A 23734-nucleotide genomic window follows, 5' to 3' on the forward strand; every position below is an offset into this window, starting at 1 on the left:
ATTACCACTTGCAATCGTGGAAACGCTTTAACGCTATCATGAAAGACTAAAATACATCCAGGTTTAATTGACTGCTTCGCTGACCGTAATATATCACTAGGAGATAAATCCTTATTATAATCTCCAGATAAATATGTCCACATATATACGGGCTCCAGTTGACTGATTTGGTGATAAATGTAATTAGTTATTCTTCCATAAGGTGGACGAAAACCTACACAATTAACACCGAAACTTTGAATTACATCTAGACAACTTTGGTAATCGTGAATGTAAGATTGATGTTTATACTTCCAAGCATTCGCATGATTCATGGTATGATTTCCAATACTATGGCCTTTATCAATAATTACTTGAACGAGCTCAGGATAAGCCAACATATTTTTTCCAATACAAAAAAAAGTAGCTTTGAATGAGTAAGTATCTAAACAATCCAATACAAAATTGGTAATTTCAGGTGTAGGACCGTCGTCAAAAGTAAAATATACCTCGCGAGAATCATCTCTAGTCTGATATTGCCACGTTAATTTAGGCAAGACCTTTGGAATGATAGCAGGTATTTGATGAATGAACATACGCGAAATTATCATGCAAAATACAAACCTTAGTGCAGAAAAAATAATATTAGGCATTGACCCTGGTACTCGGTATTTAGGTTATGGTCTTATAAGAACGCACAAAGATCAAGTGACCATTTTGCAGTATGGTGTTCTTAATTTAACTAAGTACACTACCCAGGGCGCCAAGTTTCTAAAAATACATGAACGCGTTTTGCATCTATTAGAAGAATTTATGCCAGACGAAATAGCGATTGAATCGCCATTTTTTGGCAAAAATGTCCAATCAATGTTAAAATTAGGACGTGTTCAAGGTATGGTCATGTCACTTTCATATTCTAAACAAATTCCCATAACAGAATACGAACCTAAAAAAGTGAAACAATCAGTTACCGGAAATGGAAATGCATCCAAAGAACAAGTTTCCAAGATGGTTGAAATCATTAGTGGTATTAAACTAGAAAGCAAACTTCATGATGCAACAGATGCACTAGGCATTGCTATTTGCCATCACTTTCATTCAAAGAATTTAACTTCTTCTGTTAAAGGTACGCAGAAGGGTTGGGGCGCTTTTGTCAATGAAAATCCTGATCGAATTAAATAGATTTGAATTGAGCCAATAAATCATCTATACTTTCACACGGAGACAAACAACGATCCCCAATGCAAAGCAAAAATGAATGAGATTGATCTAAAATAGGAACCCAAGTAACGCGTAAATCTGGCAAATCATTTTTTGCAAACTTAATTGGATTATATTTCACCATAGCTCGCGGATTTTCACTCCATTCAGCATATACTCGAAGCCAGTTGGCATGATAAAGTGGATTAGCTGCTGCTTGTTCAAGAACAGCGGCCAACATATCTTTTGCTCGTAAAGTATATGTGACATCGTTTAACAAAATACCAGACCAAAAGAATAATTCACAAAGCATCGAATTAGAAGCAGGCATGACCGAATCTGTAATCTCGTACTTATTAGAAATCAATGCTGCATTCAAATTAGATTGAAAACTAAATAAACTATTCAATTGGTCATGATTTTGGTATACACCATTAACTATTTTTCGTAGTTTTTCTAAATAGATTACTTTAGCAGTTTCATTATACAAATGAATTAAAAACAATCCATAAGCACCATAATCATCTAAAAATGCATAAATCGGTTGATTTGAATATGAGATTTGATGTAATAATAGATTGCTTTTTATATCCCAAAAGCCAATCATTGATTCCTCTAATGCAATAGCATTTTCTAGGAATTCTTGATTATTCAAACCTTTACTCGCCTGCACTAAACCAGATCCTAACATGGCGTTCCATGCCAATAATAATTTTGTATCTGTTTGCGGCCTAATTCTTTTAGCTCTGATGGTTGCCAATGTTTGTAGTTCCTTCTCGTAAACTACATTTAAAACAGAATGATTCTTGAATAATATATTTTTATTTTCTTCCCAATTACCCGTACGCTTAATTTGAAAAACTTGATAGAAAGGAGCATGCTTTTCATAGGGTAAAATAGAATTTAATTCGTCAAATTCCCATACATAAAATTGTCCTTCAATACCTTCACTATCAGCATCTAGAGATGCAAAATATAAACCAGAACTATCCCTTAATTCTCGATTTAAAAACCCAATCGTATTTTTAACTACTTCTTCAAATATCAGATTTGAAGTTCTTTCATAAGCTTTGGAATAGACGAAGACTAATTGTGCATTATCATATAACATCTTCTCAAAATGTGGGCAGAACCATTCAGAATCAACGGAATATCTAGAAAATCCACCACCAACTTGATCATATATACCTCCTTGAGCCATTTTTTCCAATTGTCTATCCGAATGAATATATATACCAAGATTTGTGGCTAATTTTTCTGGTATTGACTCTAAAAATAAGCCTAAGGAAGGAAGTGGAAACTTGGGAGCTTTTTGAATACCCCCATAAATAGGATCTAAATATTTACTTATTTTCGTTAGTACATCAGGAATAATTGGTGTTAAATCATTCAATTCGATGGGATACAAACCAATGGATTTATCTTCTAAATTAGCCGCAAAGCCATCAGCAGATTGCTGTAACTCTTCTTTGTGATTTTGAAAGGCAGATTGAATAGAGTTTAACAATTGAAGCCAATTCGACTTAGGAAAATAGGTTCCTCCATAAAAAGGTTTTTGATCAGGCATTAAAAAAACATTCAATGGCCAGCCTCCAGAAACACCCATTTGATGCAGCGCATCCATGTAAATATGATCAATATCTGGTCGTTCTTCGCGATCTACTTTAATACAAATAAAATGTTCGTTCATTAGATCAGCCACTTGTTGATTTTCAAATGACTCATGCTCCATGACGTGACACCAATGACATGCTGCATATCCAATACTTAATATAATTGGTTTATCTAATCTAGTCGCTAAATCTAATGCTTCCTTTCCCCACGGTAGCCAATGAACTGGATTATCTTTGTGTTGCAATAAATAAGGACTTACTTGGTTTTGTAATTGATTCATCACGTAGATTGAAATAGATTAGTACTTTTGTGGAAACATTATTTATGCCTGAATATAAATCATTTATTCTAAATCCTGAAACGGCACATTCCCCAGAATTGCTTCACCAATTTTTATTGGTAGAAGTAGGAGCAAAGCTATTAAATACATGTCAGTATCGTATTGAAAAAAAATCTATTGATGCGCGTAGCCGACAATTAAAAACAAATGTAAAAATTGGATTTTATCCAATAGAACATGATTTTTCATTTGATTTAAATTCACGCCAAGTAACAAACAAACTAAAATCAAATGCACCAACCGTACTAATCATAGGTAGTGGACCGGCTGGCTTGTTTGCCGCATTAACTTTAATCAAATCAGGAATCAAACCTATTATAATTGAACGAGGAAATAATGTACGTGATAGAAGAAGAGATTTAGCTGCAATCAACAAACATAATGTGGTTAATTCTGAAAGTAATTATTGCTTTGGCGAAGGTGGCGCTGGAACGTATTCTGATGGTAAACTTTATACACGTAGTACGAAGAGGGGGGATATAGACGCTGTATTAGAGACATTTGTAGCTTATGGGGCTAATAAGAATATACTTTATGAAGCGCATCCCCACATCGGAACAAACAAACTACCAGGAATCATCTCTGCCATGCGAGAAGCAATTATCGAATGTGGCGGCGAAGTCCATTTCAAAGAAAAAGTAGTTGACATATTGATCGATAATTTTAAGGTGAAGGGAATAGTTACTGAAAGTGGTAAAGAATTTCAAGCCGACCAACTAATCTTAGCAACTGGTCATTCCGCCAGAGATATTTTCCAGCATTTAGTTGACAAAAAAATTAAAGTTGAACAAAAACCCTTTGCAATGGGTGTGCGCATTGAACATACGCAATCATTAATAGACACGTGTCAATACAAATTAACTTCTCGTCCAGAATATTTACCACCAGCTTCATTTAGTTTAGTAACACAAACTAAATATAATGGTATTCAACGAGGTGTCTTTTCATTTTGCATGTGTCCGGGTGGATTTATAGTACCTTCAGCGACCGCACAAAATCAGGTTGTTGTCAATGGTATGTCACCTTCGCGGCGAGATTCAAAATATGCGAATTCAGGTATTGTTGTCAGTATCGCACCAGAGGATTACAAAGATTACCGAGATTATGGTGTGTTGGCAGGAATGTACTTACAAGAAAACCTAGAACAAAAGGCAAATAAATTAGCTGGAGGAACCCAACAAGCAATTTCTCAATTAACTGGAGATTTTATTAAAGGAAAAGTTAGCCAAACTACAAATCAAACATCGTATATACCGGGGTTGATACCAGGGGATATAAGAACATTTTTACCTGATTTTATTGCAGAACCGCTTGCACAAGGTTTACAGGATTTTGATCGAAAAATAAAGGGCTTTGGTGGTAATTTAGGTCAATTGATTGGCCTAGAAAGTAGAACTTCATCTCCCGTAAAAATACCTCGTGACCCAATAACTTTGGAACATACGGAAATAACTGGTTTATACCCATGTGGTGAAGGTGCAGGCTATGCAGGAGGAATTATGTCTGCCGCAATAGATGGAATAAGATGTGCTGAAGCCATCAGAATTAAACTAAAATATGCATAATCGATTTGAGAAAATTATAGGACTAATTAATCAAATTCCCGAGGCTACTAGTATAAAGGAAAATGCTAATCTAGCCTCAGTTGTACTAATTAAATTAAAGAATGATGAATTAGGCGATCGAATTATTTTTATAAAACGCTCAAAATATGATGGACATCATAGTGAACAAATGGCTTTCCCAGGAGGAAAGAAAGATCAATCAGATCCTGATCTTCTTTACACTGCTCAAAGAGAAATTAAAGAGGAGTTAGGTATTGAAATTGAAATATCTAGATTAAAATCTTTGAATCCACATTGGATTCCAATTTCAAATTATTGGATACAACCTTATTATATTGAAATAGATAAAAAGCTAAATTTTACTATTAATAAAAGAGAAATAAATCGTATTTTTGAAATACCTGTATCCTTTTTCAAGGACCCAGCCCAATTAAATTTTCATGAAATACATTATAATGGAGAGCCAGTTGATTCCCCACGATATGCATTTGAAGGTCAAGATATTTGGGGTGCTACAGCATTAATCATTTATCAGTATATTAAATTAGTTGATTAGAAATTTATATGAGCGAGCAAATAGAAGGCGAATTACAGAATCAAATTGCAGTAGCAGGAATGTATGAAAATTGGTTCTTAGAATATGCCTCTTATGTTATTCTTGAACGTGCAGTGCCAGCAGTAGGTGATGGTTTAAAGCCAGTACAAAGACGTATACTTCATGCATTAAAGGAAATGGATGATGGCCGTTTCAATAAAGTGGCAAATGTTATTGGTCAAACCATGCAGTATCACCCACATGGAGATGCCTCAATTAACGACGCATTAGTTAATCTAGGACAAAAAGAATTGTTGTTCGATTGCCAAGGAAACTGGGGAGACAATCGTACTGGTGACAGTGCTGCTGCAGCTCGTTACATCGAAGTTAGATTATCAAAATTTGCAAATGATGTTGTTTTCAATGATCAAACCACAAATTGGCAATTATCATATGATGGTCGAAAAAAGGAGCCCATAACGCTGCCTATAAAATTTCCATTATTATTAGCCCAAGGAGTAGAAGGTATTGCTGTTGGTTTAGCAACAAAAATCATGCCTCATAATTTTTGTGAAATCCTACAGGCTTCAATTGATTTATTAAATAATAAGAAAGTTGAATTGCTGCCAGATTTTCAATTTGGTGGACTTATGGATGCTTCAAACTATAACGATGGATTACGTGGAGGAAGAATTCGTGTACGAGCTCGTATTGAGGAATTGGATAAAAAAACGCTTATAATCAAAGAAATACCTTACACTACTACGACAACTTCCTTAATTGATTCAATCATTAAGGCCAATGATACAGGAAAAATAAAAATAAAAAAGGTTATCGATAACACAGCAAAAGAGGTTGAAATTCAAATACAATTAGCACCAGGAATTTCTCCAGATGTTACTATTGATGCGCTATATGCATTTACTGATTGTGAAGTTTCCATTTCGCCAAATGCCTGTGTAATTGTTGAAGATAAACCTCATTTCATCGGTATAGCTGAAATACTAAAAGTTAGTACATCACAAACAGTAGACTTACTTAAACAAGAACTAGAAATTCGTAAAAACGAATTAATGGAGCGCTTGTTATTTAGCTCATTAGAGAAAATATTTATTGAAAATCGGATTTATCGTCAAATTGAAGAATGTGAAACATTTGAATTAGTCATTGAAACAGTTGACAAAGGATTAGATCCATTTAAGAAGGATTTTTACCGTGAAATAACGGAAGAAGATATATTGCGTCTACTTGAAATTAGAATCAAAAGGATCTCAAAATTCGACAGTTTCAAGGCTGATGAATTAATGAAGCGACTTCTTGAAGAATTAGCTGAAGTAGAAGACAACTTAGCTAATTTGGTTAGGTACGCTATTAATTACTTCAAAAACTTGCTTCAGAAATATGGTAAGGGGAGAGAACGTAAAACAGAAATTCAAGGTTTTAACACTATTTCGGCTACTGTCGTTGCAGCTGCTAATCAAAAACTTTATGTAAATAGAGCTGATGGTTTTATTGGTTATAGCCTCAAAAAAGACGAGTACGTGATGGATTGTTCTGATATTGACGATATCATTGTATTTAGACAAAATGGCACATGTGTTGTCACAAAAATTCAAGAAAAAGTATTTGTTGGCAAAGATGTACTCTATGTTTCCGTATTTAAAAAGAATGATGACCGAAAGGTTTATAATTTAGTTTATGCCGACGGCAAATCTGGAGTTTCCTACATCAAAAGATTTAAGGTAACGTCAGTTACCCGCGATCGCGAATATCGCGTAGTTGGTGCTGATGCTAAATCTAAAATCACCTATTTTTCTGCCAATGAAAATGGTGAGGCTGAAGTTATCAGCATCAGTTTAACGGCTAATTGTACTGCTAAAATCAAACAATTTGATTATGATTTTGCCAAATTAGCCATCAAAGGACGAGAGTCTTTAGGAAACGTTTTAACTAAATATCCAGTAAGAAAAATTATACAAAAAAGTGCTGGAGTTTCTACTTTGGGCGGTGTAGATATTTGGTATGACCCAACTATAGGTAGATTAAACAGAGACCAGCATGGTGATTACATAGGTAATTTCCAGCCTACCGACTTAATACTTAGTATATATAAATCAGGAAATTACGAGCTTACAAATTTTGAATTGACTAATCGTTATCCAGCAGAAGAAATTCTATATTTAAAGTTATTTAATCCAAATGGCATCATTTCAGCTATATATTATGATGGTTCAAACAAGTCCCATTTCATAAAGAGATTTAAGATTGAAACTTCAACGATTGATAAAAAATTCCTTTTCATCTCTGATCATAAAGCATCAAATTTATTGGCAGCTTCTGATAATTATTCGCCTAATGTTCAAATCAAACATAAGCCAGACGGAAAAACCAATGAAATTTTACTAGTTCCAATTGATGAATTAGTAGAATTAAGAGGATGGAAGGCAATCGGGAGTAAATTAAATTATACTAAATTAGTTGACATAGAATTTATTGAAACAGAGGCCCAATCACCTGAACCGGTAGCTATTCAAATTGTAGAACATGTTGCAGTAATTGAGCCAGAAACTATTATTGAGGTTACCATGGAAGAGGGATCTGATTCGGACATAACTAATGAGTTAGAAGTTATACCTACTGTTGATGTTGAAGATATTCCTTTAACCATAAAAGGTGAAGTTCTTACGAATGAAATCGAGGATATTCCTTTAGAAATTAAAAACTATTCAACTGATTCGATACCCAAAGAAGCTAATAAAGGTGAACAATTAGGTTTATTTTAATTTAAAACGTTGAACATGAATAACCCCAAGGTATTACGCGCATGGGCATTTTATGATTGGGCTAATTCAGTTCATTCGTTGACAATAACTTCTGCGATTTTCCCAATTTATTTTCCGATTGCTGCAGTTATGGTCAATAATTCCAAGGAGATTAATTTCTTTGGATTGGAACTAGTCAACACTGCCGTATTTTCATATACCATTTCAGCTGCATTTCTAATATTGGCTCTATTAATGCCTCTTTTATCTGGTATTGCCGACTATCAAGGCACACGAAAAGGGTTTATGAAATTCTTTTGTTATTTAGGCTCTATAAGCTGCATGATGCTTTTTTTCTTTGAAAAAGGCAACTACTACATTGGCACCTTTGGATTCCTTTTTTCAATTATTGGCTGGGGCGGAAGTATGGTTTTTTACAATTCCTTTTTACCGCAAATCGCAACTCCTGATCGATTTGATGAATTAAGCGCGCGTGGATTTACGTATGGTTACATTGGCAGTGTTATTCTACTACTGCAAAATTTATCTATGGTTCTAATGCCTCAATGGTATGGGAATATCTCTGGAGATTTAGCTTCAAGAATATCTTTTCTTAGCGTAGGGTTGTGGTGGTTCATATTTTCACAAATACCATTTCATTATTTACCAAAAAGTAATACCAATAATAAGAAAGAGAGTTTTTGGTTAGGTGGTTGGAAAGAATTGTCCCATGTTTATGATGAAATAAAACAAAATGAAACAATACGTTCCTTTTTGTCTAGTTTCTTTTTATTTAACCTTGGTGCTCAAACGGTCATGTATTTAGGAGCCTTATTTGGTTCAGAAGAATTGCATTTGCCAACGGATGCATTAATTATAACCATTTTGCTGATTCAATTAATTGCTATACCTGGCGCTTATTTTTGCGCAAAACTGTCATCAAAAATTGGAAACATTCAAGGGCTATTTTTGATTGTTTGCGTTTGGATTTTAATATGCGGTTTTGCCTATACGGTAAAGAACCAAATGAACTTTTATCTACTTGCCAGTGGTATTGGTTTCGTCATGGGTGGAATTCAATCCATGAGCCGAGCAACATTTGCCAAGTTATGCCCAGCAGGAGAGAAAGACACAGCCTCATATTTTAGTTTTTATGATGTCTGTGATCGCCTATCCACTGTATTGGGAACTTTTATTTTTGGGTTAATTATTCAATTAACTGGAAATATGCGTAATGGTATTCTGGTACTAGGTGTTGTATTTATGCTAAGCCTCTATTTCCTTGTTAAAATAATCAGATCAAAATCTAATTCGCTTATATTGGGATAATTGAACGGTTATTTGCCGATTTCCATGAGATAGGAATATGACCCAGTATCTCTAATTGCAAAGCTTTAATAATCGCTTTTCTAGAATATGATTTAGCATGAACTAGTGATACTTCTCGAACTGGAATGGGAGAGGGTAAGTTGTGGACCTTTTCTTTCAATTTATTATCTATATAATCTAAAAACATCTGTGGAATTATCGTTTGGCCAAATCCTAAATCGGCCAAGCGAACTATCGTTTCTAAACTACCTGTTTGATACGTTAAATTTGCGCCCATGTGTGAGCCGGCCTTTATATTACAAATTGAATTGACTTGATTACTTAAACAATGTCCTTCTTCTAATAGCCATAATTTTGTAGGATCTAATTCAGATTTAAGTTTTGATCCATCATCTTCCCAAACATTTGAATAAAGAAATAATTCCTCATAATATAGAGGCAACTCGACAAGATCACTTTGTAGTGGGGTAACCAAAATTCCAATATCCAATTTACCTGAAGCAATATCACGTTTAATATTTTCTGTTGTCGTTTCAGAAATACTAATATCTAAATCAGGATGTTTAATTTGAAAATCAGCTAAGAATTTAGGCATTAAATAAGGTGCAATAGTTGGAATTACACCTATAGCCAAATGACCGTTAACTGAATTAGACCACTCTTTAGTCAAAGAGAGAATAGATTTACTTTCAGCTAGAATAATTCTAGCTTTACTAATTATATCTAGCGCCTCAACAGTAGGCTCCAGAGGTTTGGCTCGCCTAATAAACAAAGTCAAATTTAACTCATCCTCCAGTTTTTGTACCTGCATACTTAAACTAGGTTGTGAAACACAACAAAAGTCAGCTGCTTTCGAAAAACTTTTCAGATCAGCGAGAGCAACAATGTACTCTAGTTGCGTAATAGTCATATTATAATTTTTACTTATACAAATATAAAAAATATAGATTTGATTGATAATATTAGAACCTGCATATTTGCACCATTATTTTAAGAAATTTATAAACAAACATAAAAATGGCAAATTACATGTTAGGCTTAGGAAGCCAATTTCCTACATTTTCAAAAACTGCAGTTGTTTCCTTAGAGCAAGGAAAAGAGTTTGCAACCATTACTTCTGAAGATCACAAAAAAAACGGAAAGTGGTTAGTGATGTTCTGGTGGCCAAAAGATTTTACTTTTGTATGCCCTACAGAAATTGCTGAGTTCAATCGTCGTGCAGGAGATTTTGCTGATCGTGATGCTTCGTTAATCGGTGCTTCTACAGATTCAGAATTCGTTCATGCGGCATGGAGAAGGGATCACGATGATTTACGTGGACTAAAATTCCCAATGTTAGCTGATACATCAAAAAGCTTAGCTGAAGAATTAGGAATCTTAACAGAAGGCGAGAAGGTAGCATACCGTGTAACTTATATTGCTGACCAAGATGGTATTATCCGTTGGGCTTCTGCCAATGACTTATCAGTTGGACGTAACGTAGACGAAGTATTGCGTGTTTTAGATGCTTTACAAACTGATGAGCTTTGCCCATGTAACTGGAAAGCTGGAGACGCTACTCTTTAATTATTCTTATGGCCCCAGGATCCCCTGGGGCTATTTAATTCAACAACCATGAGTGAGACAAAAGACAACTTATTGGCAGAGATAAATATCCCTGCCACAGAATCTTTCGCCCTTTTAGATGCGTTAGATGAGGCTGATCACCGTTATATTAAAGATCTTAAAATTAATGTTTCCAATGCATTACGCGCGCAAACATTAAATGAGAAGGAAGCTATCTTGTTGGCCTTAGCTGTTTCTGTTAATCAAAAACATGAAAGAACTATTAATTCCTTAACGGAATTGGCTACGAGTAAAGGTGCAACAGAAGCAGAAATCAATGAGATTCATGCGTTAGTTTCTCTACTTAATGCGAATAACATATTTTACCGATTTAAACATTTTGTAGATAAGGAGTATTATAACACTGCCCCAGCTGGAATTCGCATGTCTATTATGATGAATCCTGTTTTAGGGAAGGAATTTTTCGAATTAGCTAGCTTAACTGTTTCAGCCATAAATGGATGTGAAATGTGTGTGAAATCACATGAAGTTTCAGTGAAAAATCACGGAGCTACAGAAGCGAGAATTTTAGATGCGATTCGATTAACGGCAATTATTAAAAGCTTAATCGTATTGTTGTAATTTACTTTTACGAACGCAAAAAGGCTAATTCAGAAATGAATTAGCCTTTTTTTATTGTTTTGACTAAATTATTTAACTGAAGGCGAAATTGAGTTAGTTCTTTGAAAGATTGCCAACAAACCTTCAATAATTTCATATGCCGAATCGAAACTTCACCTGTCCCGCGTTCTTTATGTAGAACAGGAATATTAAATAGTTTATGACCTGATTTCTTTGCTAAAACAGATAAAAATATATTGGGAGCAAAAGGTGTTTGCTCTGGTAATGCTTTTAATAACTTGATTAAAAAAGTAGTCCGAATTAATCTAAAAGGAATATTGGCATCATGAATATAAGTTCCATAAATGAACAACAATGAATATTTCAAAATTCGAGTAATCAGGAGTCGAAACGGGTCATCGTTACGAACCTCGCGAAAACCTAACACAAAATCCGACTCATTTCGTTTATCCCAGAAATTTTTAAAATCACTTGGCACAAATTGATCGTCCGAATCTGTTTGGAAAACAAAATTTGGGTTCATTTGAACAGCCATTTTATAGCCATTGAAAATCGCATTTCCGTGGCCACCATTTAATTGATGTTTAGCTATCAAATTAGGATATTGACCTGTTAATTCATCCAGAATAACTCCCGTTTTGTCCCGAGAACCATCATTAATAACTAGCAATTTAAATTGATCCTTAGGTATCACTTCAGCAATTCCATTAATCCAATGAGGTACCACTTCATGAATACATGCTTCCTCATTATAGGCTGGAATTACAATAACCAATTCTAAAGGACTTTCCATTAAATACGATTTTTAAAACGATTGATAGGCTTTTCAATAAAAAACCAAGAAAAACTAGCTAGGATTATCACTATAATCAAACTCAAAATAAACTTTATAAGAATAAAATTAGGCAATTCTACATTAAGATTTGGCAGGAATGAAGCTAAATAGCCAATAATAGTATTTCCCTTTTCATGATAATAATTGTACACCACATTATGATACAGGTATATACCATAGGAAATCTGACCAATATAAGAAACCCAAGAAAACGTTAAAAAACGACCTAGCATCCAAGATCTTGATCCGATTGCTTGAGCAATCAAAAAGAAAGAAAACAATCCGGCAAAAAATCGTTCAAATACAATTGCCCAAATGTTATCATGATCGTATTTTGAGTACTTTGAAAGAATAAGAACAAAGAAGTAAAAAAAGATACTTGACAATAAATAGTAAGAATTAGAGAAAAATCTTTCATAAAAATCTTTTTTGTACGTATGTAAATAGGCTAATAATCCACCTAAACCAAATGAATCTAACGCCGAAATTGTATTCACGTGAGCAACAAACCATAAATTCTCTTTAAAATCATGACTATTAGTAAGAAAAAAAAAGAACCTAAATGCCAAACCAACCAAAATCATACCAACTAATATTTTGAAGTAATTTCTAGCATAAGAAAATAAGATTAACATAGGAAAAAACAGATAATACTGTTCTTCAACAGCCAGTGTCCATAAATGATCCCAGGTACCGATCCAAGTATTGTTTACGATTATATAAATGTTTGGGGTGTATGTTATGAGCCAATAGACTAATTGATTAAAATTAGAAATTGAGAAAATTGCTCCCATTGCTAGTAAAAGGAAATAGATAGGAAAAATACGTAACGAACGACGATAAATAAATCGTGCCATTTTGACAATAGGCGAAGAGTGATTAGCCCGACAACTTTCAGCATTTTCAAAAAGAATTCTAGTGATCAAAAAGCCACTTAGCACAAAGAAAATAACAACACCTAAGTGTCCTAAAAATGAAAATGGATTAATCGGAATAAGCCAGTGATCAATTAATACAAGAAACACTGCAATGAAACGAATCCCATTCAATTGTTCAAAATATACGGGCTTACTTGAAATCATTCGTTAACAAATAATGTAAATTCAACACGTCTATTCAGTCGACGCTTATCCTCCAATACACTAGAAGAAACTGGCTTCGTTCCGCCCCAACCTTTCGTCTGAATGCGCGAACTTTCAATTCCTTTAGAAATCAGATACTCTTTAACTTTAATAGCACGGTCAACAGACAATTGTAAATTTTCATTCCAATCACCTTGTAAATCCGTATGGCCTTCAATCAAGATATGATATACAGGATTATCCTTTAAAATTAAGACTATTCCGTCTAAAGCTTCAAATGAATCTTTTTGTATGTCAGCTTTACTTTGTGCAAAATTCAACGTTGGTAATTTAAATTGCTTATTTACCTCTAATGGCATCAATGAAATTACACGATTTAATTCTAGATACTTCGATTCCTTACGAAAATCGAATTTTTCTCTTTTGGTTAAATAACCTTTTGATTTAATCTCTATTTGAAATGGCTTTTTCGTTGGCCACATAAATGAAAAATCTCCTAAATAAGGATCATATTCTACAGCCATTGTGTCTGAACTAATCGTTGACCTAACCACAACTTTAGCATTCAACGGTTTTTTAGATGTTACATCGACAACCATACCTGCAAATTGTACCAAGGTCTGAGGTTTTACCTTTTCTGGAATTTTAATCCGATATATATCCTCAGCTCCCATCGAATTCTCAACCGAACTAAAATAGGCATAATCACCTTGCGCTGAGACAGAAAAATAACCATCCCATTGATTTGTATTAACCATTGGACCTACATTTTCAGGGATAGACCAATTTAACCACGTATCATCTAATCTACGCGTTAAAAAAATGTCATTATTCCCATAGCCAACATGCCCGCTAGAAGAAAAATACATAGTAACTCCATCAGGAGCTATAAATGGCGTAGATTCAGATTCGCCAGAATTAACATTGGGACCAATATTTTTAGGCTCAGTCCATGTATCATCCGACTTTAAAAATGACACATATATATCTTTACCTCCATAAGAATCTTTGGTCTCCGTTGTCATCAAAAGAATTTTACCATTAGGTGCTAAAGTGTATTCCGAGTATTCTGATTTGTTTTTGAAATTTTGGATTCTAATTGGCTTTGGAAAACTCCAGTCACCTGTTCGCAGTTTAAAGGATAAAGAAACCCCTTTTTCCATTTGACCATCTTTCCCATAGACATTATTTAATAACATCGTTTTCCCATTTGGTGAAATTCCACAAACGGCATTATTTTCATCATTATTAATGGGCGCAGGGAATAAACTAGCTTTCATCCATTTTTTATCATCACCCAACTGCGATACCCAAATATCTTGGTTTTTAGCACTACCTAAGTTTTCAGGATGCTTCCATCGAGTAAAATAGAGTGATTTCCCATCCGGACTGACTACTGGACATATTTCATTAAACTTGGAATTAATCGCCAGACCTAAATTTTCCTTGACCATATAAGCATTGGGATCTTTTTCTAACGCGATACTTGCCTCAATAGGTTTATCATCATCTGAAATAGCTATAGCATCTATTTGACTAAATCCTTTAACACGTTCCGAATTCAAGGTGATTTTAATCGATTTAACTTTAAATGGTGTTAATGAATTTAGCTTAATACGTGTAATCTGACCATTCGACTGCGCATAATTTGGTGGAAATTCTCTTAACATATAAAGCTTATTATTTTCATCAAAAGCTTCAATTCGCGTTAATGAACCAGCTCCAAAGTTCTCGAAAACAACAACTTGTTTGATTTGCTTTAAACTATCAAAAGAAACAATTAAGTATTCCCCTTTAGGATTATCAGGAGTCAACGACTGCCAAGCGCTGGCTGTATTACCAAACTTTGGGTATTTACTTGGTCTTCCCAATGCATGTAGAGCTCTAAATTCTTTACCTAATAATTGATCAGAATACTCACTAGAAAAAGCAACAACTTTGCTTGCCCAAAGTACAGATTGTCCCTGGGAGTAAAACTGCACAAATAGCAATGCGCCTAAAAAGAATGCTTTGCGAAGAAACATATATCTATTTAGCCAACTGTACTAAGTTTGAAATTGTTTCTAATGGATTGGGAGATGAAAAAACAAAACTACCAGCCACTAGAACATTGGCTCCAGCATCAATTAAAGATTCTGCGTTTTGCATTGAAACACCACCATCAACTTCCAAATAAATAGGACGACCAGTTAACTGAATAAGTTCTTTGGCTTCGCGAACTTTATCAACTGAATAAGGGATGAATTTTTGCCCGCCAAACCCTGGGTTAACTGACATGATTAAAACTAAATCAATGTCATTAATCACATCCTTTAGTAAAGAAACAGGAGTTCCTGGATTTAAAGCTATACCAGCAAGACAGCCAAGATCTTTAATCTCTTGAATAGTCCGATGAATATGTGGACAAGCTTCTAAATGAACAGTAATCATTTTAGCACCTGCATCTGCAAATTGCTTTAAATAGCGCTCTGGCTTTTCAATCATTAAATGAACATCCAAAAACTTAGAAGTATGTTTTTGAATTGCATGAAGAACAGGAAAACCAAATGATATATTCGGAACAAAAACACCATCCATGATATCTATATGAATCCATGCAGCTTTTGATGAATTTAACATCAAAGTTTCATTTTGCAGATTGGCAAAATCCGCTGCCAATACAGAAGGTGCAATAATCAGTTTTTCCATTTTGCAAAGGTATGAAATTTATTTACTAAGGTTTATTTCTCCCACGAAACGAGTTAACTTTACCTCATTAAATTAAGGCTATGGATATTCAGTCGCGCATGCAGGAGTTGGTATTACGCATAAACCAATATAATGAAGCCTACTATCAAAATAATGAGAGTTTAATTTCAGATCAGGCATTTGATGAACTAATGCATGAACTCCATCAATTAGAACTTCAAAATCCACTTTTTGCTTTACCAGATAGTCCAACTCAACGCGTTGGAGGAACAATCACTAAAGAATTCAAATCAGTCATACATCAGTTTCCAATGCTATCCTTAGGAAATACCTATAATGAAACAGATTTACGAGAGTTTGACGAAAGAGTTAAAAAAGTTTTGGGTGATGAACCTTATGAATATATATGTGAATTGAAATTCGATGGGGTAGCATTATCATTTTGGTACGAAAATGGCCAATTAGTTAAAGGAGTAACACGCGGAGATGGCACGCGAGGAGATGATATCACTGCAAATGTTAAGACAATACGTCGTATTCCACTTAATGTAAGCTTACACAAATTCCCATCAACCTTCGAAGTTCGTGGTGAGGGTTTTATGCCTTTAAGCTCCTTTGAGAGAATTAATGAGGAAAAAGTAGCGAAAGGAGATGCTCCACTAGCTAATCCTAGAAACGCAGCTTCTGGCACTTTCAAAATGCAAGACTCTGCCGAGGTAGCTAGACGAAATATGGATTGCTTTATATATTCTTTTGTCGGAAATGAAATACCGTTTCAAACCCATGAAGAGGGATTGAATTTATTGAGCCAACAAGGTTTTCCGGTATCGCCAACTTGGAGAAAATGTACTTCGGTCGATGAAATACTCGCTTACATCCATGAATGGGATGAAAAACGGAATGATTTACCCTTGAATACGGATGGTATTGTCATAAAAATTAATGATTTAGGCCAACAAGAACGCTTAGGATACACGGCCAAATCACCTCGCTGGGCCATTTCATTTAAATATCCATCAGAGATTGCTCAGACCAAAATAGAGAGCTTATCGTATCAAGTAGGACGTACTGGAAACATTACTCCCGTAGCAAATTTGCATCCAGTATATCTAGCCGGAACAGTCATTAAACGCGCGTCCGTTCATAATGCAAATGAAATTCAGCGTTTAGATTTGCATGAAGGAGATCACGTATTTATCGAAAAAGGTGGTGAAATAATACCTAAAATTACTGGGGTAGATTTGACGAAAAGAGGCAAAGGGGCTATACCTTTTATCTTTCCAACGCACTGCCCAGAATGTCATGGGGAATTAATACGCTTACAAGGTGAGGCAAATCATTATTGTGTTAATGAAACAGCTTGTCCTCCTCAGATAAAAGGAAAAATTGAGCATTTTATTCAGCGAAAAGCTTTAAATATTGAAAATATTGGAGTTGAAACGATTGAATTATTATTCGAAAAAGGAATTATAAAACACGTGGCAGATTTATATTCATTAAATGAATTAAGTTTTTGGGGCTTGGAAGGATTTCAAAAGAAATCAATCTCAAATATTTTACAATCGATAGAAAATTCAAAGCTTATTCCATTTAGACAAGTATTATTTGGATTAGGTATTCGACATGTGGGTGCCACAATTGCTGAAAAATTAGTTATTGCATTTCATAGTTTAGATAACCTAGCTTCCGCAAGTTATGACGAACTAATTGCTATACCTGAAATAGGCGATCGTATCGCGATTAGCATCTTAGATTATTTTAAAAATCCAATTAATCTAGCTATCATATCAAAATTACGAGAAGCAAAGATTCAATTAGCTGAAGATATCCAAGAAATAGTCTTAGAAGGGGAGGCCTTAGTCGGAAAAAGTTTTGTAATTTCGGGGGTCTTTGAAAATTTTGAAAGAGAAGAATTAAAAGACAAAATAATTGCAAATGGGGGGAAAGTAGTATCTAGTATTTCATCAAAATTAGATTTTCTACTCGCAGGAAATAATATGGGACCTGCAAAACTTGAGAAAGCAAACCAACTGAATATAAAAATTTTAAGCGAAGAGGGGTTTTTAACGCTACTCTCATAATATATGCAAGTTAATAAATTACCTAAATTTCATGGAGTTGCACCAGCACTCGTAACGCCGATGTTGGCTGACCGTTCTATCGATTGGAACAGCTTGAAAAATTTGATAAACCACGTCAGTCAAGGGGGCGTAGATTACCTTGTTGTACAGGGTACAACAGGTGAATCCGCAACAACAACAGCTGATGAAAAGAAAAAGATTGTTTCAACCATAAAAGAAAGCAATTCTAAGAATTTACCTATCGTATACGGTTTAGGCGGAAATAATACGGAAAACTTAATCAATCAAATTAAATCAACTGATTTCGAAGGTATAGATGCCATACTTTCTGTATGCCCTTATTATAACAAACCAAGTGCACGTGGCGTTATCGCTCATTATCAAGCTATTGCCGATGTATGTCCAGTTCCTGTAATCATGTACAACATTCCAGGGAGAACAGGAATAAATATGTCAGCTGAAACAGTTTTAACATTAGCAGAACATAAAAATATCATAGGAATAAAAGAAGCTTCGTGTATCATTGAACAATGCATGGAAATAGCTTTTCATAAACCAAACGACTTTCTTTTGATTTCAGGTGATGACGTGCAAGCTATCCCAATAATTTCTATTGGTGGCGTTGGTGTAATGTCGGTCATAGCAAATGCATTTCCAAATCAATTCACTGCAATGATTCACGAAGCATTAGCAGGAAATTTTGCCAAAGCTGCGCTAGCATTAAAAGGATTTTTAACTATTGACCCTTACTTATATGAAGAAGGAAATCCGGTTGGTGTTAAGAAAATATTAGCCTTGCAAAACCTAATTACAGATCAGGTTCGAATGCCTTTAGCTTCAGCATCTGACAAATTGGGAGACAAATTAGCTCAAATTATAAAACAAGAAAACTTAATAAACTAATGTTCGTACACGTAGTAAATTTTTGGTTAAAAAAGGGATTATCTGAAGCAGATATTCTTAAATTCGAAACTGGAGTAAGCACACTAGCTGAAGTTGACACAGTAGATGTATTTAGTGTAGGGAAACCTGCTGATACGGACCGACCAGTCATTGATCGTTCTTATGATTATTGCTTGGTAACTACGTTTGAAGATATTTCAGGTCATGATATTTATCAGACGCATCCAATCCATTTGAAATTTATTGAAGACTGTGCATCACTTTGGGATAAGGTTCTAATATATGATTCAGAATCCATCTAAGTGGGCTTTAGGCCTACTCGTTTTTTCTATTTTATCGTGTTCCAAAAACATTAAACCAAATACGTATTACAGCCCCGACTTTAAAAACGGAGGTGTGGAGCGGCATGATGGTTTAGGTTTTGAAATACCCGTAAAATATGCAATAGACGTGTTTTATTTTAATGAAACACCAAAACAAGCGTTCGAATTAATCGAATCAATTTCATTTGCTTCTGAGGTGCCATTAAATGCAGATCAAACGCAAAATGGAAAAATGCTTTATCGTGGCATGCACCAAAACAAGAAAAAAGAGCTTATGGAGATGATGGTCTCCAAAGCAGAAGAACTTGGGGCGTCAGCTTTAGTTGATGTAAAGTATTCAGTATATAGCACAAAAGAAGCGAACGGCTACCAATTTACCGGTAAAGCGGTTCGTTACGTTGTGAAGTAATCCGTAAGACTTCAAAATTAGAAATCAAAACTTGACCTCGAGCATCCAAGAATTTAACTTGGATGCTTTTTATTTTTCGCTCTTTAAAAGGCAAAATACGTTTATTCCCTATCGTCTTGCCTTTTACTTCTTCAACTAATCCTGTATCATCCGTTAGTAACACTGAAAACTGTTTTACCCGTTGGCCTAACGAAATAGGTTCTTGCACTAAAATCGCATTCAGTTTAACAACATTTTTGGGGATAAAAGTTATTGTTGGCATGGCATCTTTAGTATCAGCCGCCCAAAATGAACGTTTATTTACATCCCGCACAAATGAAATCGGATGCCCATTAACGCGAGAAGAAGACTTAATTTCATCTATAGGTTTAATCAGATTAATCAAACTTTGATCTCGTAACTGTTTAAATCCCATCATAGATGCTGAGTCATTCGGGTGAATTAGTCCGCGTGTGTCCACGGGAATATTTAATAGTAAATTGGCATTTCGGCCAACGGAAGCTATATAAATCTTCATTAATGAATCAGGACTTTTGACCTTATCATCTTGTTCAGGATGATAGTACCAGCCTGGACGAATGCTTACATCAACCTCAGGAGCTACCCAATATTTTCCATTTTCTTGTCCCTGCCGATAATCATCAAATTTAGGATAACCAGGATAAATTTCATGCCGATTAAAAGGTGACCAGGTCATATCATACGCATATCCACGTTCATTACCCACCCAACGAATATCTGGACCGTTATCTGAAAATTGAACTGCCTGTGGTTGATACTTGGTAACCATGGAGTGGAATAATGTCCAATCATATACTTGCTTCTTTCCATTCGGGCCTTCACCATTGGCACCATCATACCAAAACTCGAAAATGGGTCCATACTGCGTAAGTAATTCTTTCTGCATATTAGCATAAACCAGATTGTAGGAATCCGTTCCATAATTAGGATGGAATCGATCCCAAGGAGAAAGATATATTCCAAGTTTTATACCATAACGTTTACACGCTTCGGCTAATTCTCTGACAACATCTCCCTTGCCATTCTTCCATGGAGATCTGACAACCGAGTGGCTTGTATATTTTGACGGATATAAAGAAAATCCATCATGATGCTTAGCTGTTAATATCAAGCCCTTCATACCAGCAGCTCGCGCAATTCGAGCCCATTGATTACAATCAAGTTGTGTTGGATTAAACAATTTAGGATCTTCTTTTCCCTCTCCCCATTCCACATTCGTGAACGTATTCATATTAAAATGAATGAATCCATAGTATTCCAATTCTTGCCAAGCCAATTGCTTAGCTGATGGAATAGGGTAGACTGGCTTGATTTTTTGGCCATATAAACGAACTACACAAAGCAATAAAACTAGAAAAAGAATTCGCTTAGTTACCATGATATAATATAGAATTTTCAAATAAAACCATTGATTGATTTGGGATGGCTCTAAATAATGGGTTAAATCCAAACCAAATATAATTGCCAGAACCCATTGAATAGCTCGCCAACAGTAAGCTTTTAGAAACTTTTGGCTTAATCTTGCTTCCCATAAAACCAAAATAAACAGGCTTTTCACTTGTTTGAAGAATCGCTTTCCATTTTACATTCGGAATGAATAATTGATCAGCCTGATTAATAAGAAGCATGTTTACTTGATTAACACGAAATCCCAATGGATGTGACTTTTCAACTTGAACTTCTAGCAAATTACCAGGTAAGGTCTTCGAAATATTATTGCGTTCAGAATCCTCATACGCTACCTGAACTTCTGTAGAATCAGTTAAGTCTTTCTCTTTTAACACTAAATTTTTAGCTACAAGACTTCCAGAGTTCTCAAAAAGAATTACTTGTCCTCCTTTACGAACATAATCGTCCAATAAAATTTGTTGCGATTTTGACAGTTCAACCGACTTTGAATTAGGGAAAATAAGGTGCGAATAAGCCGACAAATTTGCCTTGAATACCTGATTCATAGGAATAAAACTTGGATTCAATTGCATTTGCTTCGTTAAATAATAAGCCAATTCTCCTTGTTGGCCCACATCAAAAGTACCATCCACCACCACAGCTATGTGACTACTTTTAACATGCACAAAATGTTCTGATCCTAAGTCTGCTCCTTCTTGTGACCGATACGTATTAATTCCTAATAATTTCACTTGAGCCAAATTGGCTAACTGATTCATGCGTTCCCAACTACCGCGTTTCTTTAAAACCCAAAGGTGTCCAGGTTCGAAAGACTGACCTTCAAAACCTACTTTCTTATCATTAAATACAACTAAATATCCAGCTTTTACTAACGAATTTAAAAAGGATGAACTTTCTTTTGAAGGCTTAAACACATAAGCTACGTGATTTTCATGTACCTGATTTTCTACAAAAAATGATTCACTGTAGGTTACCGAAGAAGCTTTATCTTTTAACCCATAAGCGCGTATACCATGAATTTGAAATAAATTCCAAGCCGTAATATCATAGGTTAATGAATCCTCTAAAAAAGGAGTTGGATCCAATAAAGCTTGAATCATTGGTGCTGCCGATTGGTACGCAGATATCAATAAATCGCCAGCAGATGCCTTTATCGGTACAATTTTTTGTTCCAGATATGAGAATGCATTAGACTGAAAGTCTTTATCTACTTGGCCTACGCGAATGCGATTACGTTTCAATAAGCGAATAAGGTCAGAAGATTTAGCGATCTCATCTTTGGGAATTAAATAGCTTTTATACAAGTTGGTGGGATTAGTACGGGCAGTAGCATGATTCTGATAAAAAGAGGATTTGACAGATTCGCTGTTTGTTAAAGACCAACCCACTAAGTTCACAGCTAGTTGGCGATGATGATTCACTCGGTCAACAAATCTTATTGTATCAGCATTTGATTTTTGAGCCTGCAATCCACCTCTAATTCCACCTTGCTCGAGTGTCATTCCTAAAGCACCATTTAACATAGGATAGGTATCACCATAACCAGGATAAAACAAATCATACACCTCAGACGTAAAAAATGGCCATTTTTGTTGATCAAATAGTGCGGCAAATGATTTGCCAACACTCTGTTGCAATTCCTTTGTGCTTGACGAAATAAAGTTCAAATAAGGTTTTGCAGCAGGAGGGAAGTAATATGAATTCTGGTAACCCTGCTCATGAAAATCCGCATGAACCATAGGCAACCACGACTGAAAAAAAGCCATGCGTTGCTGCGTTTCAATTTGAGTTTGCCATACCCAATCACGATTTAAATCAAAGGAGAAGTGATTATGTCGACCAGAAACACTTCCCTCGAAGTGTTCTTGATCATTGGGATCCGCATTTCCTCCTGAGGTGAAATTTCGACGATTGTATTGCGTAACATACGCATCGCGTCCATCAGGATTAATACATGGATCCATAAGAACTACAAAATCTTTTGTAGAACTAGTCAGTAATCCACCATCTTTTACCAAATCGTAAATAGCTCCTAACGCAGCTTCTGATCCTGAAGCTTCATTTCCATGCACATTAAAAGATAAATTGATGATGACCGGCAAATCATTAGATGGCGATTTTTGACCCTGAATAACCTGTTGGTGCTGCTCCTTAATCGCACTCAACTTCCCTTTCAATTCTGGTTTAGTCAAAATCAACATCCCTAATTCGCGATGTTCATTTGTTTGACCGTATGAAATCCATTCAGCTACAGAAGGCTTCTGTGCAGCCACGTACTTGCAGTAATTAACTAATTGATAATGATAGGTAAAACGAGAACCTAATGGATAACCTAAAAATTCATCTGGACTTTTTAATTGGCCCAGCGAACAAAAAACAAGAATGGAAAATAAAAAGCTAAGTAGAAATCTCATATTATTTAGTTCACTGAAAAAATTAAAATTAAAGAAAAAAGAAGGTAAATTGAAAGA

20 protein-coding genes are annotated in these 23734 nt (G+C 35.1%); 11 read left to right on the forward strand and 9 right to left on the reverse strand.

Going from position 1 to position 23734, the window contains the following annotated elements; translation table 11 throughout:
- A partial coding sequence (locus ACIQ6T_RS09170) for a polysaccharide deacetylase family protein (protein WP_395785659.1) occupies positions 1–575 on the reverse strand: 575 nt, incomplete at its 3' end.
- Positions 576–588: 13 nt separating this feature from the next.
- Between ACIQ6T_RS09170 and ruvC the strand changes: the two genes are divergently transcribed.
- Positions 589–1161 (forward strand): crossover junction endodeoxyribonuclease RuvC, encoded by a 573-nt coding sequence (ruvC, locus tag ACIQ6T_RS09175; RefSeq protein WP_395785661.1) that lies wholly within the window; start codon positions 589–591, stop codon positions 1159–1161.
- On the opposite strand, the gene ACIQ6T_RS09180 is transcribed toward ruvC, so the two are convergent.
- On the reverse strand, positions 1154–3073 hold the full coding sequence (locus tag ACIQ6T_RS09180; RefSeq protein WP_395785663.1) for a thioredoxin domain-containing protein: 1920 nt from the start codon (positions 3071–3073) through the stop codon (positions 1154–1156). The genes ruvC and ACIQ6T_RS09180 overlap by 8 nt on opposite strands.
- Positions 3074–3102: 29 nt before the next feature.
- On the opposite strand from ACIQ6T_RS09180, the gene ACIQ6T_RS09185 reads away from it, so the two are divergent.
- Genes ACIQ6T_RS09185 through ACIQ6T_RS09200 form a run of 4 tightly spaced genes read left to right on the forward strand, consistent with a single transcriptional unit; the run spans position 3103 to position 9324 of the window.
- Entirely contained in the window at positions 3103–4698 is a 1596-nt protein-coding gene (locus ACIQ6T_RS09185; protein WP_395785665.1) for an NAD(P)/FAD-dependent oxidoreductase, read from the forward strand.
- Entirely contained in the window at positions 4691–5254 is a 564-nt protein-coding gene (locus tag ACIQ6T_RS09190) for an NUDIX hydrolase (RefSeq protein ID WP_395785667.1), read from the forward strand. Before ACIQ6T_RS09185 ends, ACIQ6T_RS09190 begins: the two co-directional genes overlap by 8 nt.
- An 8-nt stretch (positions 5255–5262) precedes the next feature.
- Complete coding sequence (locus ACIQ6T_RS09195; RefSeq protein ID WP_395785669.1) at positions 5263–8016, forward strand: DNA gyrase/topoisomerase IV subunit A; 2754 nt, start codon at positions 5263–5265, stop codon at positions 8014–8016.
- Positions 8017–8031: 15 nt separating this feature from the next.
- Entirely contained in the window at positions 8032–9324 is a 1293-nt protein-coding gene (locus tag ACIQ6T_RS09200; RefSeq protein ID WP_395785670.1) for an MFS transporter, read from the forward strand.
- Here ACIQ6T_RS09200 and ACIQ6T_RS09205 read toward each other — a convergent pair.
- A complete protein-coding gene (locus ACIQ6T_RS09205; RefSeq protein ID WP_395785672.1) occupies positions 9311–10234 on the reverse strand; it encodes a LysR substrate-binding domain-containing protein in 924 nt (307 codons plus the stop codon). The two genes, ACIQ6T_RS09200 and ACIQ6T_RS09205, sit on opposite strands and share 14 nt — an antisense overlap.
- A gap of 119 nt (positions 10235–10353) precedes the next feature.
- Between ACIQ6T_RS09205 and ACIQ6T_RS09210 the strand changes: the two genes are divergently transcribed.
- Positions 10354–10890 carry a peroxiredoxin gene (locus ACIQ6T_RS09210; RefSeq protein WP_395785709.1) on the forward strand — a complete coding sequence of 179 codons (537 nt, stop codon included), beginning with the start codon at positions 10354–10356 and terminating at the stop codon, positions 10888–10890.
- Between the two features lie 48 nt (positions 10891–10938).
- Entirely contained in the window at positions 10939–11511 is a 573-nt protein-coding gene (locus ACIQ6T_RS09215) for a carboxymuconolactone decarboxylase family protein (protein ID WP_395785674.1), read from the forward strand.
- Between the two features lie 40 nt (positions 11512–11551).
- Here ACIQ6T_RS09215 and ACIQ6T_RS09220 read toward each other — a convergent pair whose 3' ends face one another.
- Genes ACIQ6T_RS09220 through rpe form a run of 4 tightly spaced genes read right to left on the reverse strand, consistent with a single transcriptional unit; the run spans position 11552 to position 16116 of the window.
- A complete protein-coding gene (locus ACIQ6T_RS09220) occupies positions 11552–12304 on the reverse strand; it encodes a glycosyltransferase family 2 protein (RefSeq protein ID WP_395785676.1) in 753 nt (250 codons plus the stop codon).
- Positions 12304–13428, reverse strand: a complete 1125-nt coding sequence (locus ACIQ6T_RS09225; protein ID WP_395785678.1) for an acyltransferase family protein — start codon at positions 13426–13428, stop codon at positions 12304–12306. The genes ACIQ6T_RS09220 and ACIQ6T_RS09225 overlap by 1 nt, the downstream gene beginning before the upstream one ends.
- Positions 13425–15452, reverse strand: coding sequence for an OmpA family protein (locus ACIQ6T_RS09230; RefSeq protein ID WP_395785680.1), 2028 nt, complete (start codon positions 15450–15452; stop codon positions 13425–13427). Before ACIQ6T_RS09230 ends, ACIQ6T_RS09225 begins: the two co-directional genes overlap by 4 nt.
- Before the next feature lie 4 nt (positions 15453–15456).
- Positions 15457–16116: a ribulose-phosphate 3-epimerase gene (rpe, locus tag ACIQ6T_RS09235; RefSeq protein WP_395785682.1), complete on the reverse strand. Its 660-nt coding sequence runs from the start codon at positions 16114–16116 to the stop codon at positions 15457–15459.
- A gap of 80 nt (positions 16117–16196) precedes the next feature.
- On the opposite strand from rpe, the gene ligA reads away from it, so the two are divergent.
- The 4 genes from ligA to ACIQ6T_RS09255 are packed head-to-tail and all read left to right on the forward strand — an operon-like array spanning position 16197 to position 19832.
- Positions 16197–18197, forward strand: coding sequence for an NAD-dependent DNA ligase LigA (gene ligA / locus ACIQ6T_RS09240; RefSeq protein ID WP_395785684.1), 2001 nt, complete (start codon positions 16197–16199; stop codon positions 18195–18197).
- A gap of 3 nt (positions 18198–18200) precedes the next feature.
- Complete coding sequence (gene dapA / locus ACIQ6T_RS09245; RefSeq protein WP_395785686.1) at positions 18201–19100, forward strand: 4-hydroxy-tetrahydrodipicolinate synthase; 900 nt, start codon at positions 18201–18203, stop codon at positions 19098–19100.
- Positions 19100–19402: a Dabb family protein gene (locus ACIQ6T_RS09250; RefSeq protein ID WP_395785688.1), complete on the forward strand. Its 303-nt coding sequence runs from the start codon at positions 19100–19102 to the stop codon at positions 19400–19402. Before dapA ends, ACIQ6T_RS09250 begins: the two co-directional genes overlap by 1 nt.
- Positions 19383–19832 (forward strand): hypothetical protein, encoded by a 450-nt coding sequence (locus ACIQ6T_RS09255; protein ID WP_395785690.1) that lies wholly within the window; start codon positions 19383–19385, stop codon positions 19830–19832. The genes ACIQ6T_RS09250 and ACIQ6T_RS09255 overlap by 20 nt, the downstream gene beginning before the upstream one ends.
- On the opposite strand, the gene ACIQ6T_RS09260 is transcribed toward ACIQ6T_RS09255, so the two are convergent.
- A complete protein-coding gene (locus ACIQ6T_RS09260; protein WP_395785692.1) occupies positions 19798–21231 on the reverse strand; it encodes an alpha-L-fucosidase in 1434 nt (477 codons plus the stop codon). The two genes, ACIQ6T_RS09255 and ACIQ6T_RS09260, sit on opposite strands and share 35 nt — an antisense overlap.
- A complete protein-coding gene (locus tag ACIQ6T_RS09265; protein WP_395785694.1) occupies positions 21221–23677 on the reverse strand; it encodes a M14 family zinc carboxypeptidase in 2457 nt (818 codons plus the stop codon). The genes ACIQ6T_RS09260 and ACIQ6T_RS09265 overlap by 11 nt, the downstream gene beginning before the upstream one ends.
- Positions 23678–23734: the final 57 nt, after the last annotated feature.

Source organism: Aquirufa sp. (assembly GCF_044377215.1).
In the GTDB taxonomy this organism is placed as follows: Bacteria; Bacteroidota; Bacteroidia; order Cytophagales; family Spirosomataceae; genus Aquirufa.